This window comes from Streptomyces taklimakanensis (assembly GCF_009709575.1).
GTDB lineage: Bacteria > Actinomycetota > Actinomycetes > Streptomycetales > Streptomycetaceae > Streptomyces > Streptomyces taklimakanensis.
This window is the reverse complement of record NZ_WIXO01000001.1, coordinates 4094621-4114889: the sequence shown is the minus strand read 5'-3', so window position 1 is coordinate 4114889 and position 20269 is coordinate 4094621. Positions and strand designations below refer to the sequence as shown.

The 20269-nt window shown below is 72.9% G+C and carries 18 protein-coding genes and 1 tRNA gene; 4 read left to right on the top strand and 15 right to left on the bottom strand.

Annotated elements, in window-relative coordinates:
- Positions 1-231 precede the first annotated feature (231 nt).
- The 13 genes from F0L17_RS18335 to F0L17_RS18275 form a co-directional block, all read right to left on the bottom strand.
- Complete coding sequence (locus F0L17_RS18335; protein ID WP_155071925.1) at positions 232-876, bottom strand: arsenate reductase/protein-tyrosine-phosphatase family protein; 645 nt, start codon at positions 874-876, stop codon at positions 232-234.
- On the bottom strand, positions 873-1520 hold the full coding sequence (locus tag F0L17_RS18330) for an L-threonylcarbamoyladenylate synthase (RefSeq protein WP_155071924.1): 648 nt from the start codon (positions 1518-1520) through the stop codon (positions 873-875). Before F0L17_RS18330 ends, F0L17_RS18335 begins: the two co-directional genes overlap by 4 nt.
- Complete coding sequence (gene prmC, locus F0L17_RS18325) at positions 1521-2366, bottom strand: peptide chain release factor N(5)-glutamine methyltransferase (RefSeq protein ID WP_162466372.1); 846 nt, start codon at positions 2364-2366, stop codon at positions 1521-1523.
- A gap of 100 nt (positions 2367-2466) precedes the next feature.
- Positions 2467-3555, bottom strand: a complete 1089-nt coding sequence (gene prfA / locus F0L17_RS18320; RefSeq protein WP_155071923.1) for a peptide chain release factor 1 — start codon at positions 3553-3555, stop codon at positions 2467-2469.
- A 123-nt stretch (positions 3556-3678) separates the two neighbouring features.
- Entirely contained in the window at positions 3679-3903 is a 225-nt protein-coding gene (gene rpmE, locus F0L17_RS18315; RefSeq protein WP_155071922.1) for a 50S ribosomal protein L31, read from the bottom strand.
- A 161-nt stretch (positions 3904-4064) separates the two neighbouring features.
- Positions 4065-5195: an LCP family protein gene (locus F0L17_RS18310; protein ID WP_155071921.1), complete on the bottom strand. Its 1131-nt coding sequence runs from the start codon at positions 5193-5195 to the stop codon at positions 4065-4067.
- Positions 5196-5473: 278 nt separating this feature from the next.
- Positions 5474-7468, bottom strand: a complete 1995-nt coding sequence (gene rho, locus F0L17_RS18305; protein WP_162466371.1) for a transcription termination factor Rho — start codon at positions 7466-7468, stop codon at positions 5474-5476.
- A 383-nt stretch (positions 7469-7851) separates the two neighbouring features.
- Positions 7852-8778: a homoserine kinase gene (gene thrB, locus F0L17_RS18300; RefSeq protein ID WP_155071920.1), complete on the bottom strand. Its 927-nt coding sequence runs from the start codon at positions 8776-8778 to the stop codon at positions 7852-7854.
- Between the two features lie 314 nt (positions 8779-9092).
- On the bottom strand, positions 9093-10172 hold the full coding sequence (gene thrC / locus F0L17_RS18295; RefSeq protein ID WP_155073824.1) for a threonine synthase: 1080 nt from the start codon (positions 10170-10172) through the stop codon (positions 9093-9095).
- Positions 10173-10219: 47 nt separating this feature from the next.
- On the bottom strand, positions 10220-11521 hold the full coding sequence (locus F0L17_RS18290; RefSeq protein WP_155071919.1) for a homoserine dehydrogenase: 1302 nt from the start codon (positions 11519-11521) through the stop codon (positions 10220-10222).
- A 158-nt stretch (positions 11522-11679) separates the two neighbouring features.
- Complete coding sequence (gene lysA / locus F0L17_RS18285) at positions 11680-13071, bottom strand: diaminopimelate decarboxylase (protein ID WP_155071918.1); 1392 nt, start codon at positions 13069-13071, stop codon at positions 11680-11682.
- Between the two features lie 19 nt (positions 13072-13090).
- Positions 13091-13903 (bottom strand): DALR anticodon-binding domain-containing protein, encoded by an 813-nt coding sequence (locus tag F0L17_RS18280; RefSeq protein ID WP_162466370.1) that lies wholly within the window; start codon positions 13901-13903, stop codon positions 13091-13093.
- Between the two features lie 63 nt (positions 13904-13966).
- Positions 13967-14425 (bottom strand): response regulator, encoded by a 459-nt coding sequence (locus tag F0L17_RS18275; RefSeq protein ID WP_162466369.1) that lies wholly within the window; start codon positions 14423-14425, stop codon positions 13967-13969.
- A 156-nt stretch (positions 14426-14581) separates the two neighbouring features.
- Here F0L17_RS18275 and F0L17_RS18270 point away from each other — a divergent pair.
- Positions 14582-14653, top strand: a tRNA-Arg gene (locus F0L17_RS18270).
- 203 nt (positions 14654-14856) lie between these two features.
- Here F0L17_RS18270 and F0L17_RS18265 read toward each other — a convergent pair.
- Positions 14857-15186: a hypothetical protein gene (locus tag F0L17_RS18265; RefSeq protein ID WP_155071917.1), complete on the bottom strand. Its 330-nt coding sequence runs from the start codon at positions 15184-15186 to the stop codon at positions 14857-14859.
- Between the two features lie 394 nt (positions 15187-15580).
- Between F0L17_RS18265 and F0L17_RS18260 the strand changes: the two genes are divergently transcribed.
- The 3 genes from F0L17_RS18260 (at position 15581) to F0L17_RS18250 (ending at position 18561) form a co-directional block, all read left to right on the top strand.
- Positions 15581-16855 carry a VWA domain-containing protein gene (locus tag F0L17_RS18260; RefSeq protein WP_155071916.1) on the top strand — a complete coding sequence of 425 codons (1275 nt, stop codon included), beginning with the start codon at positions 15581-15583 and terminating at the stop codon, positions 16853-16855.
- Positions 16855-17658, top strand: coding sequence for a hypothetical protein (locus F0L17_RS18255; RefSeq protein ID WP_155071915.1), 804 nt, complete (start codon positions 16855-16857; stop codon positions 17656-17658). The genes F0L17_RS18260 and F0L17_RS18255 overlap by 1 nt, the downstream gene beginning before the upstream one ends.
- A gap of 369 nt (positions 17659-18027) precedes the next feature.
- The gene (locus F0L17_RS18250; RefSeq protein WP_155071914.1) at positions 18028-18561 is read left to right on the top strand and encodes an NUDIX domain-containing protein; all 534 of its coding nucleotides are present in this window, start codon (positions 18028-18030) and stop codon (positions 18559-18561) included.
- Between the two features lie 256 nt (positions 18562-18817).
- On the opposite strand, the gene argJ is transcribed toward F0L17_RS18250, so the two are convergent.
- Positions 18818-19999 (bottom strand): bifunctional glutamate N-acetyltransferase/amino-acid acetyltransferase ArgJ, encoded by a 1182-nt coding sequence (gene argJ, locus F0L17_RS18245; protein ID WP_155071913.1) that lies wholly within the window; start codon positions 19997-19999, stop codon positions 18818-18820.
- Between the last annotated feature and the right edge of the window lie 270 nt (positions 20000-20269).

Genomic DNA, 20269 nt, shown 5'->3' with positions numbered 1-20269 from the left:
AGGACTCTCGGACGGACGGGGCGCCCCGCTCGGCAGGGGACGCCGGGGGCCTTCCCGGCGGGGCCGGGGGGAGGCTCGTCCCCCCGAAGAACGCTGTACGCACGACTTCCCCAGAACACTCGCAGACTCCCGGGCGCGCACCCGGGACACCACACCTTAGACAACCGGGCCGCGACGGACGGTCGCGCACCGCCCGTGCCGCCCCGCCTCCCGTCTTCCCCCTCCGGCCCCTCATGCGCGCGCGGGAACCCCCGTCAGGGCGGTGACCACCGGGTCGAGCGCCGCGCTGATCTCCTCGCCGACGCTGCGGAAGTACGTGATGGGGGCGCCGTAGGGGTCGTACACCTCGTCGGCCTCCGCGCTGGGCGCCAGCAGCCAGCCGCGCAGCGCCGCCGCGGCGCGCACCAGCGCGCGGGCCCGCTCGACCACGCGGCCGTCGCCGTCGGGCTCGGGCAGGGTGGCCGGATCGATGGCCCGCACCAGCCGGGTGAACTCCTTGAGGGTGAACGTGCGCAGTCCCGCGGAGTGCCCCATGGAGATCACCTGGGCCCGGTGGTCACGGGTCGCGGTCAGCACCAGGTCGGCACGGATGACGTGTTCGTCCAGCAGCTCGCGGCCGAGGAAGCCGGAGGGGTCCGCGCCGTGCTCCAGCAGGACCTCCGCGGCGTGCTCCTCCATCGGGGCGCCCTCGTGCCCCCACGTCCCCGCGCTCTCCACGACCAGTCCGCCGGCCCGCTCGTCACCGAGCCGGTCCACCAGGGCGTGCCGGGTCAGCCGCTCGGTGATGGGCGAGCGGCAGACGTTCCCGGTGGAGACGTGGAGGATGCGGAAGACCGGTATGCCATGTTCCTCGGGCGCCCCGTCGGACGGAGTCAACTGGCGGCCTCGAGGTCGGGTACGACCTTGCGCAGCTCCTCGACACCGATCGCGCCCTCGCGCAGCAGCCGGGGCACCGGACGGGTGACGTCGACGATGGAGGAGGGCACCGAGGCGGGGGTGGGGCCGCCGTCGAGGTAGACGGAGACGGAGTCGCCCAGCATCTCCTGGGCCGCGTCGCAGTCCTGCGGGGCGGGATGGCCGGTGAGGTTCGCCGACGACACCGCCATCGGGCCGGTCTCGGTCAGCAGCTCGATGGCCACCGGGTGCAGCGGCATGCGGACGGCGACCGTGCCGTGGGTCTCGCCCAGGTCCCAGGTCAGCGAGGGCTGGTGCCGGGCGACCAGGGTGAGGGCGCCGGGCCAGAAGGCGTCCACCAGCTCCCAGGCCTGCTCGGAGAAGTCGGTGACCAGACCGTGCAGGGTGTTGGGCGAGCCGATCAGGACGGGCGAGGGCATGCTGCGCCCGCGCCCCTTGGCCTCCAGCAGGTCGCCGACGGCCTCCGGGGTGAAGGCGTCGGCGCCGATCCCGTAGACCGTGTCCGTGGGCAGCACGACGAGTTCGCCGCGGCGGACCGCGGAGGTGGCCTCACGCAGACCGGTGGCGCGGTCGGTCGCGTCGGAGCAGTCGTAACGCCGTGCCATTTACGGCACCTCCCTGCGGGCTGTGGCAAAACGGGGCCGGTTGTTCAGGTCGGGGTGGTCCGCGGCATCCGCCCAGCCGCGGTCCTCGGTGAAGATCCAGGGCACCTGGCCGCCCTGGGTGTCGGCGTGCTCGACGACCACCAGGCCGCCGGGGCGCAGCAGCCGGTGCGCGGTGCGTTCCAGGCCGCGGATGACGTCCAGGCCGTCCTCGCCGGAGAACAGGGCCAGTTGCGGATCGTGGTCGCGGGCCTCGGGGGCGACGTACTCCCACTCGGTGAGCGGGATGTAGGGCGGGTTGGAGATGACCAGGTCGACCTGGCCGTCCAACTCGGGCAGGGCGGTCAGCGCGTCGCCGTGGTGCAGGGTGACGCGGGAACCCTCGGTGTTCCTGCGGGCCCACCGAAGGGCGTCCTCGTCCAGTTCGACGGCGTGCACGCGCGAGCGCGGCACCTCCTGCGCCATGGCCAGGGCGATGGCGCCGGAACCGGTGCACAGGTCGACGATCAGCGGCTCGGCGACGTCCATCGCGCGCACGGCGTCTATCGCCCACCCCACCACGGACTCGGTCTCGGGGCGGGGCACGAACACGCCGGGGCCCACCTGGAGCTCCAGGTAGCGGAAGAAGGCGCGTCCGGTGATGTGCTGGAGCGGTTCGCGGGCCTCCCGACGGGCCACGACCTCCCAGTAGCGGGCGTCGAAGTCGGAGTCCGCCACCCGGTGCAGCTCCCCCCGCTTGACGCCGTGCACGTACGCCGCCAGCTCCTCCGCGTCGAAGCGCGGGGAGGGCACTCCGGCGTCGGCGAGCCGCTGGGTGGCCTGGGCCACCTCGGCGAGCAGTACGTTCACGTTCCTCGTCCTCCACCCGTCCCGTACGGGCCTCGTCGGCGGCCCGGCCGTCCATCCGTGGCCGCGGCCGTCCCGCCACCGTGCGCGGTGGCCGCGGCGGTCACCGTGCGGCGGCGAGCCTGGCCGCCGAGTCGGCGTCCACGCACGCCTGGATCACCGCGTCCAGGTCGCCGTCCAGTACCTGGTCCAAGTTGTACGCCTTGAAGCCGACCCGGTGGTCGGAAATCCGGTTCTCCGGGAAGTTGTAGGTGCGCACCCGCTCGGACCGGTCCACCGTACGCACCTGGCTGCGGCGCGCGTCCGACGCCTCCTTCTCCGCTTCCTCCTGGGCCGCCGCCAGCAGCCGGGCGCGCAGGATGCGCAGCGCCTGCTCCTTGTTCTGCAGCTGGCTCTTCTCGTTCTGGCAGGAGACCACGATGCCGGTGGGCACGTGGGTGATGCGGACGGCGGAGTCGGTGGTGTTCACGGACTGGCCGCCGGGCCCGGAGGAGCGGTAGACGTCGATCCGCAGGTCGTTGGGGTTGATCTCGACGTCGACCTCCTCGGCCTCGGGGAGGACGAGGACACCGGCGGCGGAGGTGTGGATGCGCCCCTGGGACTCGGTGGCGGGCACCCGCTGGACGCGGTGGACGCCGCCCTCGTACTTCAACCGGGCCCACACGCCCTGGCCGGGCTCGACGGCCGCCCCTCCCCCGGAGGACTGGCGTGCCTTCACCGCGACCTGGACGTCCTTGTAGCCGCCGAGATCGGACTCGTTGGCCTCGATGATCTCGGTCTTCCAGTTCCGCCGCTCGGCGTAGCGCAGGTACATGCGCAGCAGGTCGCCGGCGAACAGCGCTGACTCCTCACCGCCCTCGCCCGCCTTGATCTCCAGGATGACGTCCTTGTCGTCGCTGGGGTCGCGCGGGACGAGCAGCAGCCGCAGTCTCTCGGTCAGCTCCTCCTGCCGCGCCTCCAGCTCCTTGACCTCGGCCGCGAAGTCCGGGTCGTCGACAGCCAGCTCACGGGCCGCGGCGACGTCCTCGCCGGTGGCCTTCCAGGCGTGGTAGGCGCCGACGATGGGGGTCAGCTCCGCGTAGCGCTTGCCCAGCCGACGCGCGTTCGCCTGGTCGGCGTGGACGGCGGGATCGGCGAGCTTCTTCTCGAGGTCGGCGTGCTCACCGATCAGTTCCTCGACCGCCTCGAACATCGTGGGGTCCTTCGTGTGGGACGGAACGTGCGGAAGGGGGCGCCGGGCGGACGGCCGGCCGGGACGGCAAAACGCCGGCCCGGCCGCCCGTGAGGGGCGGCCGAGGGCCGGCGTTCGGGGTCGCTACTTCTTCCTCGACCCGGCGTTCTTGCCGAAGCGGGCCTCGAAGCGGGCCACGCGGCCACCGGTGTCGAGGATCTTCTGCTTGCCCGTGTAGAACGGGTGGCACGCGGAGCACACGTCGGCGCGGATGGTGCCGCCGGCGACGGTGCTGCGAGTGGTGAAGGAGTTACCGCAGGTGCAGCTCACCTGGGTCTCCACGTACTCCGGGTGGATGTCGCGCTTCAAGGTCTCTCCTAGGTTGCGGGAGGGTTCCGGGTCGCGCCGGCTCCTCGCGTCCGATGGCGGGCGCGGAGGTTCGCTGGAATCACTGCCTACGCGTGAACCGGGACCGACGCACCAGTCTGCCACTACTGGCCGTACCTCCCAAAACCAGGGGGCCACGGCCGTTATTCCGCCCGCCGGCCGGCCTTCCCCACGTCCTGCGCCCCCTCCGCCCTCTCGGCGGCCGATCCCTCGGTCACGGACTCGGGGATGGGACGGTCCGCCCTGAACGCCGCCCAGATCCGCTCGGTCCGCTCCCCGATCGGCACCACCCGGTTGGGGTCGGCGGCCGATTGGCGCACCGGCAGGGTGACCAGGCGCACGTCCTCGGAGTCGATGCCCTCCAACGTCTCGGCCAGCCGGACCAGGTCGGCGGTGGAGGCCAGGTCGGCGTCGGTGGTCAGGGCGGAGGTGGCGGTGTCGGCGACCCGGTAGAGCCGCCCGGGGTCGGAGAGGACCCCCAGTTCCCCGACCCGGTCGACGAAGGCCCTCACGAAGACGTGTTGGAGGTCTATCCGCGCCAGGTCGCTGCCGTTGCCGACGCTCTTGCGGGTGCGGACCAGGGCCAGCGCCTGCTCCCCGTCCAGCGTGTGCCGCCCGGCGTCCAGGCGGAGCCCGCTGTCCTCGTCCTCGATCGGTTCGGTGGTGGTGATCGGCACACCGTCGAGGGCGTCGACCACCTTCTCGAAGCCGATGAAGTCGATCTCGACGTAGTGGTCCATGCGGATGCCGGTCATCGACTCGACGGTCTTCACCGCGCACACCGGTCCGCCGATCTCGTAGGCCGTGTTGAACATCGCCCGCCGCGCGGGGGGAGCCGTGCCACCGTCGGTCCTGGCGCACTCGGGCCGCTCGACGAGGGTGTCGCGGGGGACGGAGACGATGCCCATCCGGTCGCGCGCCTCGTTGACGTGCACGATCATCGCCGTGTCGGCGCGCGCGGTACCGTCGTCGCGGCCGTAGCGGTCGTTGCCGCCGGATCGGGTGTCGGAGCCGAGGACGAGGATGTCCATCGAGCCACCGGGGGTGTCGGCGGGCCGGTCGCCGCCCAGGGCGGCCTCGATGTCGATGCCCGCGATGTTGCCGTCGAGCCTGAGGTAGAGGGCTCCGAATCCGACGGCGGCCAGCACGAGGGCTCCGACGGCCCCCCAGACGACGGCGCGCCGCGGCGCCCCGCGGCGTCCCCGACCCCCGTCCCGGCTCCGCTCACCCGGTCCGGTGGCTCCGCCGTCCCTGCTGGTCTCGTCGTCCGTCATGCCGTCCTCGTCCGCCCTGTGCCGCCCTCCCGTGCGCGGTCCTCGGAAGGGCCGGCCGACGTCCCGCGAGAGCCGCCGGCCGGATCGGCCGGGGAAGCGGCGGTCGGGAGGGAGCGCCCTTCTCCTTGCCACGGCGTACCCGGATCGGGCCGGATCACTCCGTGCGCCCTCCCGTCGACCGCCGGCGGCCCGTCGACGGAGGGGTTCGGAGGACGGCGAGGGCCGTCCCACCCGGTGCGGTGGGACGGCCCTCGTGATGGTGCCGTGGCGGCGTCGGCTCAGTCGCCGTTGCCGGGCGCCGGCGTCGTCTTCTGGATCTGGAGCAGGAACTCGGCGTTGGACTTCGTCTTCTTCATCTTGTCCAGCAGCAGCTCGATGGCCTGCTGCTGGTCCAGCGCGTGCAGGACGCGCCGCAGCTTCCAGACGATGCCCAGCTCCTCGGCGCCCAGCAGGATCTCCTCCTTGCGGGTGCCGGAGGCGTCCACGTCCACGGCCGGGAAGATGCGCTTGTCGGCGAGCTTCCGGTCGAGCTTGAGCTCCATGTTGCCGGTGCCCTTGAACTCCTCGAAGATCACCTCGTCCATCCGCGAGCCGGTCTCGACCAGCGCGGTGGCCAGGATCGTCAGGGAGCCGCCGTCCTCGATGTTCCGCGCGGCGCCGAAGAACTTCTTCGGCGGGTAGAGCGCGGTGGAGTCGACACCACCGGACAGGATGCGGCCCGACGCCGGGGCGGCCAGGTTGTAGGCGCGGCCCAGGCGGGTGATCGAGTCCAGCAGGACCACCACGTCGTGGCCGAGCTCCACCAGTCGCTTGGCGCGCTCGATGGCCAGCTCCGCGACGGTGGTGTGGTCCTCGGCGGGGCGGTCGAAGGTCGAGGAGATGACCTCGCCCTTGACCGACCGCTGCATGTCGGTGACCTCCTCCGGCCGCTCGTCCACGAGCACGACCATCAGGTGGCACTCGGGGTTGTTGCGGGTGATGGAGTTGGCGATCGACTGCAGGACCATGGTCTTGCCGGTCTTCGGCGGCGCCACGATCAGGCCGCGCTGCCCCTTGCCGATCGGCGAGACCAGGTCGATGATCCGCGAGGTGAGCTGCCCCGGCTCGTTCTCCAACCGCAGCCGCTCCTGCGGGTACAGCGGGGTGAGCTTGCCGAACTCGGGCCGGCCCCTGCCGCCCTCGGGCGACATGCCGTTGACCGAGTCCAGACGGACCAGCGCGTTGAACTTCTCGCGCCGCTCGCCCTCGCGCGGCTGGCGCACCGCGCCGGTGATGTGGTCGCCCTTGCGCAGGCCGTTCTTGCGGACCTGGGCGAGGGAGACGTAGACGTCGTTCGGCCCCGGCAGGTAGCCCGAGGTGCGGACGAACGCGTAGTTGTCGAGGATGTCGAGGATGCCCGCGACCGGGATCAGGACGTCGTCCTCGGAGATCTGCGGCTCGGCGTAGTCGTCACGGCCCCGACGTCCCCGACGGTCGCGGTAGCGGCCCCGACGGCCACGACGGCCGCCCTCGAAGTCGTCGTCGCGGTTGTCGCCGCGGTTGTCGCCTCGGCCCTGGCGGTTGTTGCCACCGTCCTGGCCCTGCTGCTGGCCGCCGTCGTTCTTGTTGCGGCGGTCGCGCTGGCGTCCCTTGGACGGACGGTCGCCGCCCTTGTCCTGCTTGTCCTGACGGTCGCCGCCCTTGTCCTGCTTGTCCTGGCGGTCACCGCCCTTGTCCTGCTTCGCGTCGGCGTTCCGGCCGCCCTCGGCGGGTCGGGCCTCGGCGGCGGGCTTGTCGGCCCCGCTCTCCGCGGCGGCCGGGGCCTCGGTGCCTCGGCCCGCGTCGCCCTTGCCGCGGCGGCGGCGCTCGCCGGCCTGCTGCTCGTCGCCGCCGGGCTGACCGGGGATGTCGATCTGCTGCTGGGCGGCCTCGCCCGCGCCGTCGGTGTTCTCGCCCGTACGGGCCTTGGAGGTCGCGCGCCGGCGCGGTTTGCTCTCGGCCGCGACGGGGGCGGACTGCGTCTCGGCGGCACCCGCGGTCCCGGAACCCCCGGCGTTCTCGGCCTGCTTGGCCCGAATGGTCTCGATCAGCTGGCTCTTGCGCATCCGCGCCGTGCCCCTGATGCCGAGGCCGGAGGCGATTTGCTGCAGCTCGGCGAGCACCATGCCCTCGAGGCCCGTGCCGGAGCGGCGACGCCTGGGGGCGGTACCGGATGCGGGCGCGGCAGGAGCGTCCGTGGCGGGCACGGCGGCATCGGCGGTGTCCGCGCCCATCAGATCGGTGGTATCGCTCACGAAGGGTCCTTCCCTGGAGCGGGCGTCGGCCTGTCTGGCTCGGCGACCGGTTGTGCTGTCCGGCTGCGGTCTTCTGTCTCGACCGGGCCGGGGCGGTGGTTTCCGCCTGTGTGTGCGGCGGAGGAATTCATACAAGGTGTGGCGTGAGGAGGTGACGTGTGTCGATCACGCCGTTCCGGAGCGAGCTCGGCACTGCTCGGCAGGCTGCTCAGGCAGTTCGGGAGGCTCCCGGAAGAGGGAGTGGTCCCTGGTGGGACTGTACCCACGGGATCACGGAGAGCACCGCACCTTCTAGGATCGTCCCATGAGGCTGCGAGTGCAGACTTGAGGTTAACACTACTGGACCCAACAAACATTCCCCCTCTCGAAGGCCCGCATTCGTGTCACCGGCCGGGGTCGGTCAGCGGCAGGACCCCGGCCCCCGCGGTGTCGAGGGACAGCCTGTTGGCCGCCCATCCGTCGCCCGCGAGCCGCGCGACCTTGTCGGCCGCGCCGTCCTCGACCAGCGCGAGCACCGTGGGGCCCGCGCCGGAGATGACCGCGGGCACTCCGTCGGCCCGCAGCCGGTGCACCAGTTCCGTGCTCTCGCGCATCGCGGGGGCGCGGTACTCCTGGTGGAGCCTGTCCTCGGTGGCGGGAAGCAGCAGTTCGGGGCGGCGGGTCAGTGCCTCGACGAGGAGGGCGGCCCGGCCGGCGTTGGCGGCGGCGTCCACGTGGGGGACGGTGCGGGGCAGCAGGCCGCGGGCGGTCTCGGTCAGGACGGGGCGGTCCGGCACGAAGACCACCGGGACGACGGTGGGGACCGGGTCCATCCGGACGGCACGGGTCGCGCCGGCGTCCGTCCAGGCGAGGGTGAAGCCGCCGAACAGGCAGGCCGCCACGTTGTCGGGGTGCCCCTCGATCTCCGTGGCCAGCTCCAGCATGGCCGTCTCGTCGAGTTTCTCGGCGCCGCCGGTGGTCACCGCGCGGGCGGCGATGATGCCGGCGCAGATGGCGGCCGAGGAGGAGCCCAGGCCCCGACCGTGCGGGATGCGGTTGGCGCAGACGATCTCCAGGCCGCGCGGTTGCCCGCCGAGCAGGTCGAAGGTCGTTCGCAGAGAGCGTACGAGCAGGTGGCTCTCGTCGCGGGGCAGGGTCTCGGCACCCTCGCCGGCGATGTCGATGTGCAGTCCGGAGTCGGCGACGCGGACCACCACGTCGTCGTACAGACCCAGGGCCAGGCCGAGGGCGTCGAAGCCGGGGCCGAGGTTGGCGCTGGTGGCGGGGGTGCGCACCCGGACGGCGGCGGCACGGAACGCGGGACCGGCCATCGCTCGATGACTCTCCTTGGTCTGACTGTGCTGCTGGGACGCTGGTCGGGGACTTGTCGAACGCCGGTCCGACGCGGGGCCGGCACACACCACGCGACGTCTCCGGGAACCGCGGCCGGGAGGGCCGGACCGGTCACTGACCTCTGGCACATGCCGTACGCCAGGTCAGGACGTGTATACCCAACCCTATCGAAGGACGGTTGGGTGGCGATACAGGGCGTACGGGAGGCGCATGATGCGTGTCGCGCACCACTGTGCGCCCCCCTCGGGTGGACGTGGCCCGACCGGAGCCACGTCCACCCGGGCCGTCTCCGTCAGACCAGGTCCAGCCGCCGGGCCGCGGCGTCGGCGTCGACCGGGACGACGATGGGCTGCGGCGCGCCCTGCACCGCCCAGTCGGGGTCCTTCAGGCCGTTGCCGGTGACGGTGCAGACGATCCGCTGGCCCGGATCGACCTTCCCCTCCTCGGCGGCCTTGAGCAGGCCCGCGACGGAGGCGGCGGAGGCCGGCTCGACGAAGACGCCCTCCTGCGCGGCCAGCAGCCGGTAGGCGGCCAGGATCTGGCGGTCGGTCACCTCGTCGATGAAGCCGCCGGACTCGTCGCGGGCCGCCTCGGCCCGCTGCCAGGAGGCCGGGTTGCCGATGCGGATGGCGGTGGCGATGGTGCGCGGGTCCTTGACCGGCTCGCCCCTCACGATGGGCGCCGAGCCGGACGCCTGGAAGCCCCACATCCGCGGCGTGCGGGACGCGTGGGCGCCGTCACCGGCGGACGCGTCGGCGTACTCCCGGTACCCCTTCCAGTAGGCGGTGATGTTGCCCGCGTTGCCGACCGGCAGGACGTGGATGTCGGGGGCGTCGCCGAGCATGTCCACGACCTCGAACGCGGCGGTCTTCTGGCCCTCGATGCGCACCGGGTTCACCGAGTTGACCAGCGACACCGGGTAGTTGTCGGACAGGCCGCGCGCCAGGGTGAGGCAGTCGTCGAAGTTGCCGTCGACCTGGAGGATCCGGGCGCCGTGCACCAGGGCCTGCCCCATCTTGCCCAGCGCGATCTTGCCCTGCGGCACCAGGACGGCGCAGACCATGCCCGCGCGCACCGCGTAGGCGGCCGCCGAGGCGGAGGTGTTGCCGGTGGAGGCGCAGATGACGGCCCGCGCGCCCTCCTCCTTGGCACGGCTGATGGCCATCGTCATCCCCCGGTCCTTGAAGGAGCCGGTGGGGTTGGCGCCCTCGACCTTGAGGTGGACCTCGCAGCCGGTGCGTTCGGAGAGCACCTGTGCGGGCACCAGCGGCGTGCCGCCCTCCCGCAGGGTGACGACGGGGGTGGCGTCGGTGACCGGAAGCCGGTCGCGGTACTCCTCGATGATGCCCCGCCACTGGGGGGCGCCGGGCATGCGAGGAGCGGTGGTGCCGGAACTGGCGGTGGTGGCGGTCATCTCTCTCATTCCCCTTCGACCCGCATGATGCTCGCGACGCCGCGCACGGTGTCCAGTCCGCGCAGCGCCTCGACGGTCGCCGTCAGGGCGGCGTCCGGTGCCCGGTGGGTGACGACGACCAGCGACGCGCCCTCCTCGGAACCTTCCTTGCCCTGCTGGCGCACGGTGTCGATGGAGACCCCGTGCTCGGCGAAGACGGTGGCGCACTGGGCGAGGACACCCGGTTTGTCGGCGACGTCCAGGCTGAGGTGGTAGCGGGTGACCACCTCGCCCATCGGGCTCACGGGGAGCTGGGCGTAGGCGGACTCACCCGGCCCCCGGGCGCCGGTGAGCCTGTTGCGGCAGGCGGCGACCAGGTCGCCCAGGACCGCCGAGGCGGTGGGCGCGCCGCCGGCGCCGGGGCCGTAGAACATCAACTGTCCCGCGGCCTCCGCCTCGACGAAGACCGCGTTGTACGCCTCGCGGACGGAGGCGAGCGGGTGGGTCAGCGGGATCATCGCCGGGTGGACGCGGGCGGTGACCGAGCGTCCGTCGGCGGCCCGTTCGCAGATGGCCAGCAGCTTGACCGTGCACCCCATGCGCCGCGCGGAGGCGATGTCCGCGGCGGTGACCTCGGTGAGCCCCTCGCGGTGCACGTCGTCCAGGCGGACCCGGGTGTGGAAGGCGATCCCGGCCAGGATCGCGGCCTTGGCGGCGGCGTCGAAGCCCTCGACGTCGGCGGTGGGGTCGGCCTCGGCGTACCCCAGGGCCGTGGCCTCCTCCAGGGCCTCGGCGTACCCGGCGCCGGTGGACTCCATCCGGTCGAGGATGAAGTTGGTGGTGCCGTTGACGATGCCCAGGACACGGTTGACCTTGTCACCGGCCAGGGACTCGCGCAGCGGGCGCACCAGGGGGATCGCGGCCGCGGCGGCGGCCTCGTAGTAGAGGTCCACGCCGTGTTTCTCGGCGGCCTCGTGGAGGGCCGGGCCGTCCTCGGCGAGCAGCGCCTTGTTGGCCGTGACGACGCCGGCGCCGTTCTCGAAGGCGGTGTTGATCAGGGTGCGGGCGGGCTCGATGCCACCGATGACCTCGATCGCCACGTCGATGTCGCCCCGACCGGCCAGGGCGGCCGCGTCGGTGGTGATCAACTCGGGCGCGATGCCCTCACGGACTCTCCCGGGGCGCCGGACGGCCACCCCGGCCAGCTCGACCGGGGCGCCGATCCGGGCGGCGAGGTCCTTCGAGTGCGTCGCCATGATGCGTGCCACCTCTGAGCCGACGACCCCACAGCCCAGCAGCGCCACCTTCAGCGGACGCGTACGCATCATCAGACCTCGCTTCTTCACAGTCCCGTGGATCCAGTCTCACGTACCGGTCGGCGGATCCCCCGCCCCATCCAGCATGCGAGACACAATCCTCTCTTTTTGAGACGACCCACGTCCAGGCCGCCTCCCGGCCCCCACGGCGCCCGCGGGGGCCGCCGACGTCAACCGACGTCGAGGCCGAGCAGGTCCTCCTCCGTCTCGCGCCGCACGATCACCCGGGCCTTCCCGCCCGAGACCGCCACCACCGGCGGTCGCAGGGCGTGGTTGTAGTTGCTCGCCATGGAGCGGCAGTACGCCCCGGTGGCCGGGACGGCGAGCAGGTCGCCGGGCGCCAGGTCGGCGGGGAGGAAGGCGTCCCGCACGACGATGTCGCCGCTCTCGCAGTGCTTGCCGACCACGCGCGAGAGCATCGGCGCGGCCTCCGAGGCGCGGGAGACGAGCGCGACGGAGTACTCGGCGTCGTACAGCGCGGTGCGGATGTTGTCCGACATCCCGCCGTCCACGCTGACGTAGGTGCGCAGCCCGGGGAGCTCCTTGACGGTGCCCACCTCGTAGAGGGTGAAGGTCGTCGGCCCCGCGATGGCCCGGCCCGGCTCGACCGACAGCCGCGGCACCGCCAGCCCGGCCGCCTCGCACTCGTGGGCGACGATGTCGTGCAGCGCCTTGGCGATCTCCCGCGGCTCGCGGGGGTCGTCGTCGGGGGTGTAGGCGATGCCGAGGCCGCCGCCGAGGTCGACCTCGGGCAACTCCACTCCGTGCTCGTCGCGCACCTGCGTCAGCAGTTGCACCACGCGCCGCGCGGCGACCTCGAAACCGGCCGTGTCGAAGATCTGCGAGCCGATGTGGGAGTGGATGCCGACCAGTTCCAGGCTCTCCAGCCCCAGCACCCGCCGCACCGCCTCGGCCGCCTGCCCGTCCGCGAGCGCCAGACCGAACTTCTGGTCCTCGTGGGCGGTGGCGATGAACTCGTGGGTGTGCGCCTCGACGCCGACCGTCACGCGGATCTGCACCCGCTGGCGCCTCCCGAGCCGCTCGGCGACGTGGGCGACGCGGGCGATCTCCTGGAAGGAGTCCAGGACGATCCGGCCGACCCCGGCCTCGACCGCCCGCTCGATCTCGGCGATGGACTTGTTGTTGCCGTGCAGCGCGACGCGCTCGGCCGGCATCCCCCCGGCCAGGGCGGTGGCCAGCTCGCCGCCGGAGCAGACGTCGAGGTTGAGGCCCTCCTCGGTCAGCCAGCGCACGACGGCCCGGCACAGGAACGCCTTGCCGGCGTAGAAGACGTCGGCACCGTCGCCGAAGGCCTCCCGCCAGGCCCGACAGCGGGCCCGGAAGTCGTCCTCGTCCAGTACGTAGGCGGGGGTGCCGAACTCCTCGGCCAGGGTGACGACGTCCAGTCCGCCGACGCTGGTGACGCCGCGCGCGTCCCGGGCGACGGTACGGGACCAGACCTTCGGGTCCAGGGCGTTGAGATCGGCCGGCGGGGGGGTGTAGTGACCCTCGGGCAGGACGTCGGCGTGCCGGGGGCCTGCGGGGTGTGCGGAACGGCTCATGGTCGCTTCGTGATCTCCATCAGAGGCGTGCGGGTGCGGTGACGCCCAGCCGGGTCAGGCCGCCGGCCAGCACCGCTCCGGCCGCCTGGGCGAGGGCGAGCCGAGCGCGGTGGGCGGCCTCGGGTTTCCGCTCACCGACGGGCAGGACGGCCCCGTGTATGTCGAGGAGGGCGTCGGCGACCTCCGTCAGGGCACGGGCGAGCCGCCCGGGATCGTCCAGGCCCGCGATCCGCTCGCACTCGGCGAGCGCGCCGACCAGCGCCGACTCCCGCGGTCCGTCGTACGCGTGGCCGCCCGCCCCGGCCTCGGGGGCGAGACCCAGCGCACGGGCGCCGCGCAACAGCGCGCGGGCACGGGCGTGCGCGTACTGGACGAGGAAGAGGGGGTTGCCCTCCCGCTGCTCCCACGACGGCTTCCCGCCGGTGGCGCCGAACCAGTGCCGCACGTCGGACGCGGGCTCGGTGGACGCCGCCACCAGGTGCTCGTCGTCCCGCCCGGCCAGCTCGGCCACCAGCGCGGCGCGTGCCCCCCGGGCCACGGTGATGTTGAGGAACCCGGGGCCGGCGACCGCCACCTCGGCGATGTCCGCCTCGCGCACCAGCACCTCCCGCAGCTCCTCGGCGACGCTCCGGGCGGGACGCCCGATCGCGGCGGCGAGCCGCAGCGCGGCATTGGTGGCGTAGTCCCCCTCGCCCGGCCGTGGCGGCCGTCCCACGGTGATCCGTTCCGGCAGCACCGCCGGCGCGCCCGCGGACGACCCGTCCGGCGCACCGTCGCCTGCGACGCGGCGCACGGCGCGCAGCACGGTGCGCGAGAGCTGGGCGGGAGTCACGCGACAAGAGTATGGGAGGAGGGGTGGGGAGGCGCGAACGCGTTCCGAGGGATGACACGCACCTCACATCGGCGGCACCGGGCGGCGGTACCGGCACCGCGGTCCCACGGCCGGTCCGTCCTTCTCCGACGTCCCTCGCGCCCCTCCCGTGCCCGTCGTCAGCTCCCGCACCGTCCGCACCAGGTCCACCGGCTCGAACGGCTTGGTCAGGAACGCGTCGACCTCCGCCACCGGCCCCTCCCCCAGCTCCGCCCGGGTGCAGGCGCTGACGACCACCAGGGGGATGTCGCGCGTCCGCTCCTCGGCGCGCAGCCGTTCGGCGGTCCGCAGACCGTCGAGCCGGGGCATGACGACATCGAGGGTGATCACGTCGGGACGCACCCGCTCCACGATCTCCAGGCACTCGGCACCGTCGGCCGCGGTCACCACCTCGAAGCCCTCCAGTTCGAGGTTGACCCTGATCAGTTGCCGGATGACCTTGCTGTCGTCCACCACAAGGACCCGGCCGGACACGCCAGGCACACCCCGAGCGTAGGCCCACCCCGCCGTTCGCGTCCGGCTTTTTCCCTTTCCGCCCGCCCCGCCCGTCCCGACCGCCCATCAATCCTGTTCCGACCCACCCCCTGGAAGCTGGTAGTGTTTTCCCCGTCGCCGCGATCAGCGGATCGCAGCCGACACGCCCCCGTAGCTCAGGGGATAGAGCAACGGCCTCCGGAGCCGTGTGCGCAGGTTCGAATCCTGCCGGGGGCACCTCGCAGAAGGTGCCGACAGACCCCGCCACCAGCCACGATGCTGGAAGCGGGGTCTTCGTACGTGTGCAGCCGGACGCCGCCGAAGGCAGCCCCATGACAGTGATCACGTAATGACGACGTAATGATCTTGACGGGGTTTTTCCAGGTCAGTGTGCGTCTGAAGGATGAGCAGACCTGCGGTTTCAGGGGATCGCCTGACCCTCAGCGCCACGGGACGAAGCTGTCCGACTGATCCAGGTGGAATGGCGATCCAGAGCGCTCCGGTGTCCAGCCGCGCGCGAGGGCGGTACGAATGGCACGTGCGACGTCCCCAGGCAGTACGGGGCTGGCAGGCATGCCGACCCAGTTGCTGGGATGCGGCTGACTGGTGGTGACGACGAGCACGGTGCCCGGCCGGTCGGCGTGTTCGACGGCGTAGGTGCAGGGAGACCAGCACATGCCCTGGTCGTACGTAGGTCTTCCGCGCAGACGCCAGCGGTAGCCAGTGCCGTCGACCACGATGCGCCGTGATCCTTTCTTCCCCAGCGCCATGCTCTCCTCCTCGAACGGAGCGGACCCTAACGGGCTGAGGCAGAGGGCCTCCAGCGTTTTTAAGCTCAGGCATGACAGAAGCCCCGGATCTTTCCGGGGCTTCTGTCAGTCGCTCAGCGAGCTGTTTCACTCTTCCGAGCCGTCGTCCTCGCCGAGGCCCTTCATGATCCGTTCGTTCATCTCGGCTTCCTGGCCGTCGACGCGCCTGGCTTGGAGCTTGAGCGGCGCCCCCACCGAGTGGCCCGCACGCGCGGCGACCTCCGGGGCGGGAATACCCGAGGCGAGCCGCCGGGAGGTACCCGCGTGCCGCGGGGCGTAAGAGGGCCGGCGCCCGCGTCCGCTGCGCTTCGCGCCCGTTTTGGATCACGGCGGCGGGGACCAATAGGATCCGCCGATGATCAGAACACAACGGCCGGCGGCAGGCCTCGGCGCCCTGCTCGCCGTGCTCGCGGCCGGGCTCGCGGCCGGGCTCGCTTTCCCGGCCGGGGCGGTCGCCGACGAGATCACCGCGGACGCGCCGAAGGTCAACCTGGTGCTCGACGTCAGCGGTTCGATGCGCGCGCGGGACATCGACGGGCAGTCGCGGATGGCCGCGGCCAAGCAGGCGTTCAACGAGGTGCTGGACGCCACCCCGGAGGAGGTCCGGCTCGGCATCCGCACGCTCGGCGCCGACTACCCCGGCGACGACCGGGAGAGGGGCTGCAAGGACACCGCGCAGCTGTACCCGGTCGGCCCGCTGGACCGCACCGAGGCCAAGACGGCGGTGGCCACGCTGACGCCGACCGGTTGGACACCGATCGGCCCGGCCCTGCTGGAGGCGGCCGACGACCTCGACGGCGGCACCGGCTCCAAGCGGATCGTGCTGATCAGCGACGGTGAGGACACCTGCGCCCCGCTCGACCCGTGCGAGGTCGCGCGGGAGATCGCGGCCAAGGGCATCGGCCTGACCATCGACACCCTCGGTCTGGTGCCGAACACGAAGATGCGGCAGCAGCTCAGTTGCATCGCCGAGGCCACCGGCGGCACGTACACCTCGGTGGAGCACACCGACGAACTCACCGAGAAGGTGAACCAGTTGGTGGAGCGGGCGGCCGATCCGGTGGTGACACCGGTGGCCGTGGAGGGCGCGGCGCGGTGTGCCCAGGCGCCGACCCTGGAGTCCGGCCTGTACACCGACCGCGAGGAGTTCGGCCAGGAGCGCTGGTACCGGGTGGACGTGGAGCCCGGCCAGGAGCTGCGTGCCTCGGTGAGCGTGGCGGCGGACCGGGCGGTGAATCCGGACTACGGCGTGCTGCTGCGCGCGGTCACGGTGCACGGCCGGGAGATCGTGCGCGGTGAGGCGGCGGGCAACGGCCGGACGGACGTGATCTCGACGGGGCTGCGCTACCCGAAGCCGGACAGCGACGACGAAGGGGCCCCGGCGGAGACGGTGTGCCTGCGGGTGACGAACTCCTTCTCGGCGGCGTCCGGGGTGAAGACCACGCCCGGTATGCCGCTGGAGTTGACCGTGGACGTGGTCGACGGCCCGTCGCGGGCCGACGACGTGGCCTCCTTCGGGCTCGGTCGCGGCTGGTGGCTGCTCGGCGTCCTGGTGTTGACCGGCTTCCTCGCGGGTGTGGTGTGGGGCCGGCTGTCGCGCTGGCGTGTCGCGGTGTGGAGGACCAACTGATGAGGATCACACGCGTGCTGGGCGCCGCGCTGCTGACGCTCGGCCTCGCGGCGGGCCCCGCCGCGGCCGACTCGACGCCGTCCGCGAGCCCGTCCGAGGACGACGCGGCACCCACCTCGGCGGGCACGTCGTTCCGTACGGCGACGGAGATCGACCAGGGGCGGACGGCGACGGCGAGCGCCTCGGCCGGTGACTACCTGTACTGGTCGTTCCCGGCCGACATCGGTCAACGCCCCACGGTGAGGGCGACGGTGAAGCTCCCCGCGGAACACGCGGCGCAGACCTGGCAGATCGACGTCTACGACGGTCTGAGGCGCCGCCAGGCCTGCCAGTACGGCGCGCAGACCCGCACGGCCGACGCGGGCACCGCGTCGGTGGAGCTGGCGTGTGTGCTGCGCACGGTGCGGGCCTGGTCGGAGCCGTGGGCCAACGACCCGCTGCCGGGCACGTACTACCTCCGGCTGACGGCGGTGGACGTGCCGACGGCCGACCTCGGGCAGCCGGTGGCCGCCGAGGTGCGGGTGGAGTCCAAGGACATCGGCGGGGCGGCGGCCGTGGACGGTCGGCTGGCCGAGCCGCTGGTGCCGGGCGTCGCGGTGGCGTCGCGGCAGGACGAGGACGACTCCGGGGTGTCGGCCGTGCTGTCGGGCATCGAGCCGGACGACGGCTGGTCGTCGGGCTGGTGGTCCGACCGCTGGGTGTGGACGGCGGCCGGCGCGGTGCTGGCCGCGCTCGCGGGCATCGGGGGGTACGCGCTGACGCGGGGTTCGGGGCGCCCGCGGCACGTGCCGCCGAACGCCTGAGACCACCCGGGGCCCGCCGCTCACCTCGCGCGGCGGGCCCTTCCTCTCCCCGGCTCTTTGGCGAACGTGTCGTCGTCGGACGACACGCCTGTGCGCCCCCGGCGGACGGCGTCGGCGAGGCCCGGCACGCGCGCGGCGGAGGACCGGCAGAGGACCGGTATCGGTCCATGGTCGCCCTTCCTCGGCCGCCCCCACCGATGTGTCGCCGCCCCGGTCGTGGCCGACTCCCCCACCAACCGGTGGGTCGCACCGCCGTCCCCGGCCGTCCGGATCGGTGACAGGATCGTCGGGAAGCGAGAACACCGGCGCACCGGTCCGCCGGGGCCGGGAGCACCGGGACACCGGGAACACCAGAGGAGGAGCGCCCGCATGGCATACACCCACGGTCGCCGCATCACCCACTGCCCGTTCTGCGGCACCGCCTACCCGGGCGACAGCGGCTGGCCCCGGGACTGCGTGGGGTGCGGCGAGACGCTGTGGGCCAACCCGCTTCCGGTGGCGGTGGCGCTCCAGCCCGTCGTCACCGCGGGCGGCGGGCGGGGGTTGGTGGTGGTGCGGCGGGACATCGAACCGGCCCGCGGCCGGTTGGCGTTGCCCGGCGGCTACCTGGAGCTGGGCGAGAGCTGGCGGCAGGCGGTCGTGCGGGAGCTGTGGGAGGAGACCGGGCTGGAGGCGGACGCGGAGGCGGTCCGGCTCGTCGACGTGCGCGACGGCGGCACCAGCCTCATGATCTTCGGGTTGCTGCCCGAGCGGGACGCTGCGGCCCTTCCGCCGTCGGCTCCCACGGCCGAGGCGACGGAGTGGCTGGTGCTGGAGGAGACCGTCGAGCTGGCCTTCCCGACGCACACCGAGGTGATGGGGGCGTACCTCTCCGGCCGGGTCGCCGCCCTCCCGGCCCCCTGACCGCCGGTCACCGGCCGCCGCCGAGGCCCCGACGCGCGTCCTCTGGTCGGGGCCGGCCTTCCTGGGCACCCGATCGACGGCCCCTGCGCGGCACGGCGGCGGTGGCCTCCCTCGCGGTGGACGCCGCCTCGTCGGCCGACGGTGTGCTCCGCCGTTTCCCACCGGCCTCCTCACGGTGCTCTTCCCCGTCATCCGGGTCGGGGAAGGGCACGGTGAGGAGGCGCCGGCGGTCTCGCGCACGGCCGCCCGGTCGCGCTCAGGTGGTGTACTCGGAGTTGAGGCGCACGTACCCCTCGGTGAGGTCGCAGCCGTAGACGGTGAAGGCGCCGTCCGCGATGCCGAGGTCGACGCCGATGACCACCTCGTCGCCCCGCAGGTGCTCGGCGACGGCCTCGCGCAGCGCGTCGTCGGCCTCGGTGCCCTCGGCGCGGGGTGGGTAGACCTCGGTCTCCCCGAAGCGGATGGCGACCGCGTCCTGGTCGATGTCGGTGTCGTCGGAGCACTTGCCGACGGCCATGGCGACCCGCCCCCAGTTGGGGTCGCAGCCGTGTACCGCGGTCTTCACCAGGGGCGAGTTGACGACGGTCTTGCCGACCCGCTTGGCCTGGGCGTCGTCGCGGGCACCGGTGACGCGGACCTCGATGACCTTGGTCGCGCCCTCCCCGTCGCCGGCGATGTCCTTGACGAGGGTCAGCGCGGCCTCGTGGAGGACGCGCTCGAACTCCTCGACGTCCACGTCGCCGGCCAGTCCGTTGGCGAACAGCGCCGCGGTGTCGCTGGTGGAGGTGTCCGTGTCGATGCTGACCGCGTTGAACGTGCGGTCCATCACCCGCCGGAAGACGCGGTCCTGCTCCGCCGGGTCGAGCCGGGCGTCGGTGGCGAAGAAGGTCAGCAGTGTCGCCATGTCCGGTTCCATCATGCCCACGCCCTTGGCGATACCCACGAGCGTCGCGTCGCCGCACCGCAGCCGCACCTCCTTGGGCCGGGTGTCGGTCGTCATGATGGCCCGGGCGGCGCGGTCGAAGCCGCCCTCCGGGAAGGGCCACGCCAGTGTCCTGAGGTGTTCCCGGACGCTCTCCATCGGGTACTGGCGGCCGATGACCCCCGTGGAGGCGATGAGGAGGTCTCCCTCGGGGACACCGATCGCGCGGGCGACGGCGTCGCGCACCTCGCGCGCGTTGCGCTCGCCCTCCGCCCCGGTGGCGACGTTCGCGTTGCGGGCCAACACCACCACGCCCCGCGCCCGACCGTCGCGGACCGCCTCCCGGCTCAGGACGACGCTCGGTCCGACGAAGCGGGAGCGGGTGAACACCGCGCTGACGTTCGCCGGCACCGTCGAGGCGAGCACGGTGAAGTCCTCCCGGCCGTCGTCCGCCAGTCCGACCGGCGCGGTGTGCACGACGAAGCCCTTCGGGTCCTGGGTCGTGGAGTCGGGCATGGTCATCGTCTCCTGTCGGGGGATGCTGCGACCGGCCGGCCGCCCACTGCATTGTTTACCAGATGACAGCATATTCATGCACTGCGTTCCGGCGCCGCGGCGACCCTGCGGAAGGAGGCGGCTCAGGCCGCCCTCCCCCAGGGCGGCAGACCCCCGAGACCGCCCGGCGCCCCCCTCACGGGCAGCCGGGTGGGCGCCGGGTCCACGCCCCGGCGCCGTGCCGGCCGCCCGGGCGGCCGGAAAACACCCCTCCCCCTCATCACCTGGCAT

Bases quoted from the DNA above. Each gene is read 5' to 3' on its own strand.
- prfA (WP_155071923.1), bottom strand. From the start codon at position 3,555: ATGTTCGAGGCGGTCGAGGAACTGATCGGTGAGCACGCCGACCTCGAG.
- lysA (WP_155071918.1), bottom strand. From the start codon at position 13,071: ATGAGCCGTTCCGCACACCCCGCAGGCCCCCGGCACGCCGACGTCCTG.
- F0L17_RS18265 (WP_155071917.1), bottom strand. From the start codon at position 15,186: ATGGCGCTGGGGAAGAAAGGATCACGGCGCATCGTGGTCGACGGCACT.
- thrB (WP_155071920.1), bottom strand. From the start codon at position 8,778: ATGGCCGGTCCCGCGTTCCGTGCCGCCGCCGTCCGGGTGCGCACCCCC.
- F0L17_RS18250 (WP_155071914.1), top strand. From the start codon at position 18,028: ATGGCATACACCCACGGTCGCCGCATCACCCACTGCCCGTTCTGCGGC.
- F0L17_RS18255 (WP_155071915.1), top strand. From the start codon at position 16,855: ATGAGGATCACACGCGTGCTGGGCGCCGCGCTGCTGACGCTCGGCCTC.
- thrC (WP_155073824.1), bottom strand. From the start codon at position 10,172: ATGCCCGGCGCCCCCCAGTGGCGGGGCATCATCGAGGAGTACCGCGAC.
- F0L17_RS18260 (WP_155071916.1), top strand. From the start codon at position 15,581: ATGATCAGAACACAACGGCCGGCGGCAGGCCTCGGCGCCCTGCTCGCC.
- F0L17_RS18310 (WP_155071921.1), bottom strand. From the start codon at position 5,195: ATGACGGACGACGAGACCAGCAGGGACGGCGGAGCCACCGGACCGGGT.
- F0L17_RS18330 (WP_155071924.1), bottom strand. From the start codon at position 1,520: ATGGCACGGCGTTACGACTGCTCCGACGCGACCGACCGCGCCACCGGT.
- F0L17_RS18290 (WP_155071919.1), bottom strand. From the start codon at position 11,521: ATGATGCGTACGCGTCCGCTGAAGGTGGCGCTGCTGGGCTGTGGGGTC.
- argJ (WP_155071913.1), bottom strand. From the start codon at position 19,999: ATGCCCGACTCCACGACCCAGGACCCGAAGGGCTTCGTCGTGCACACC.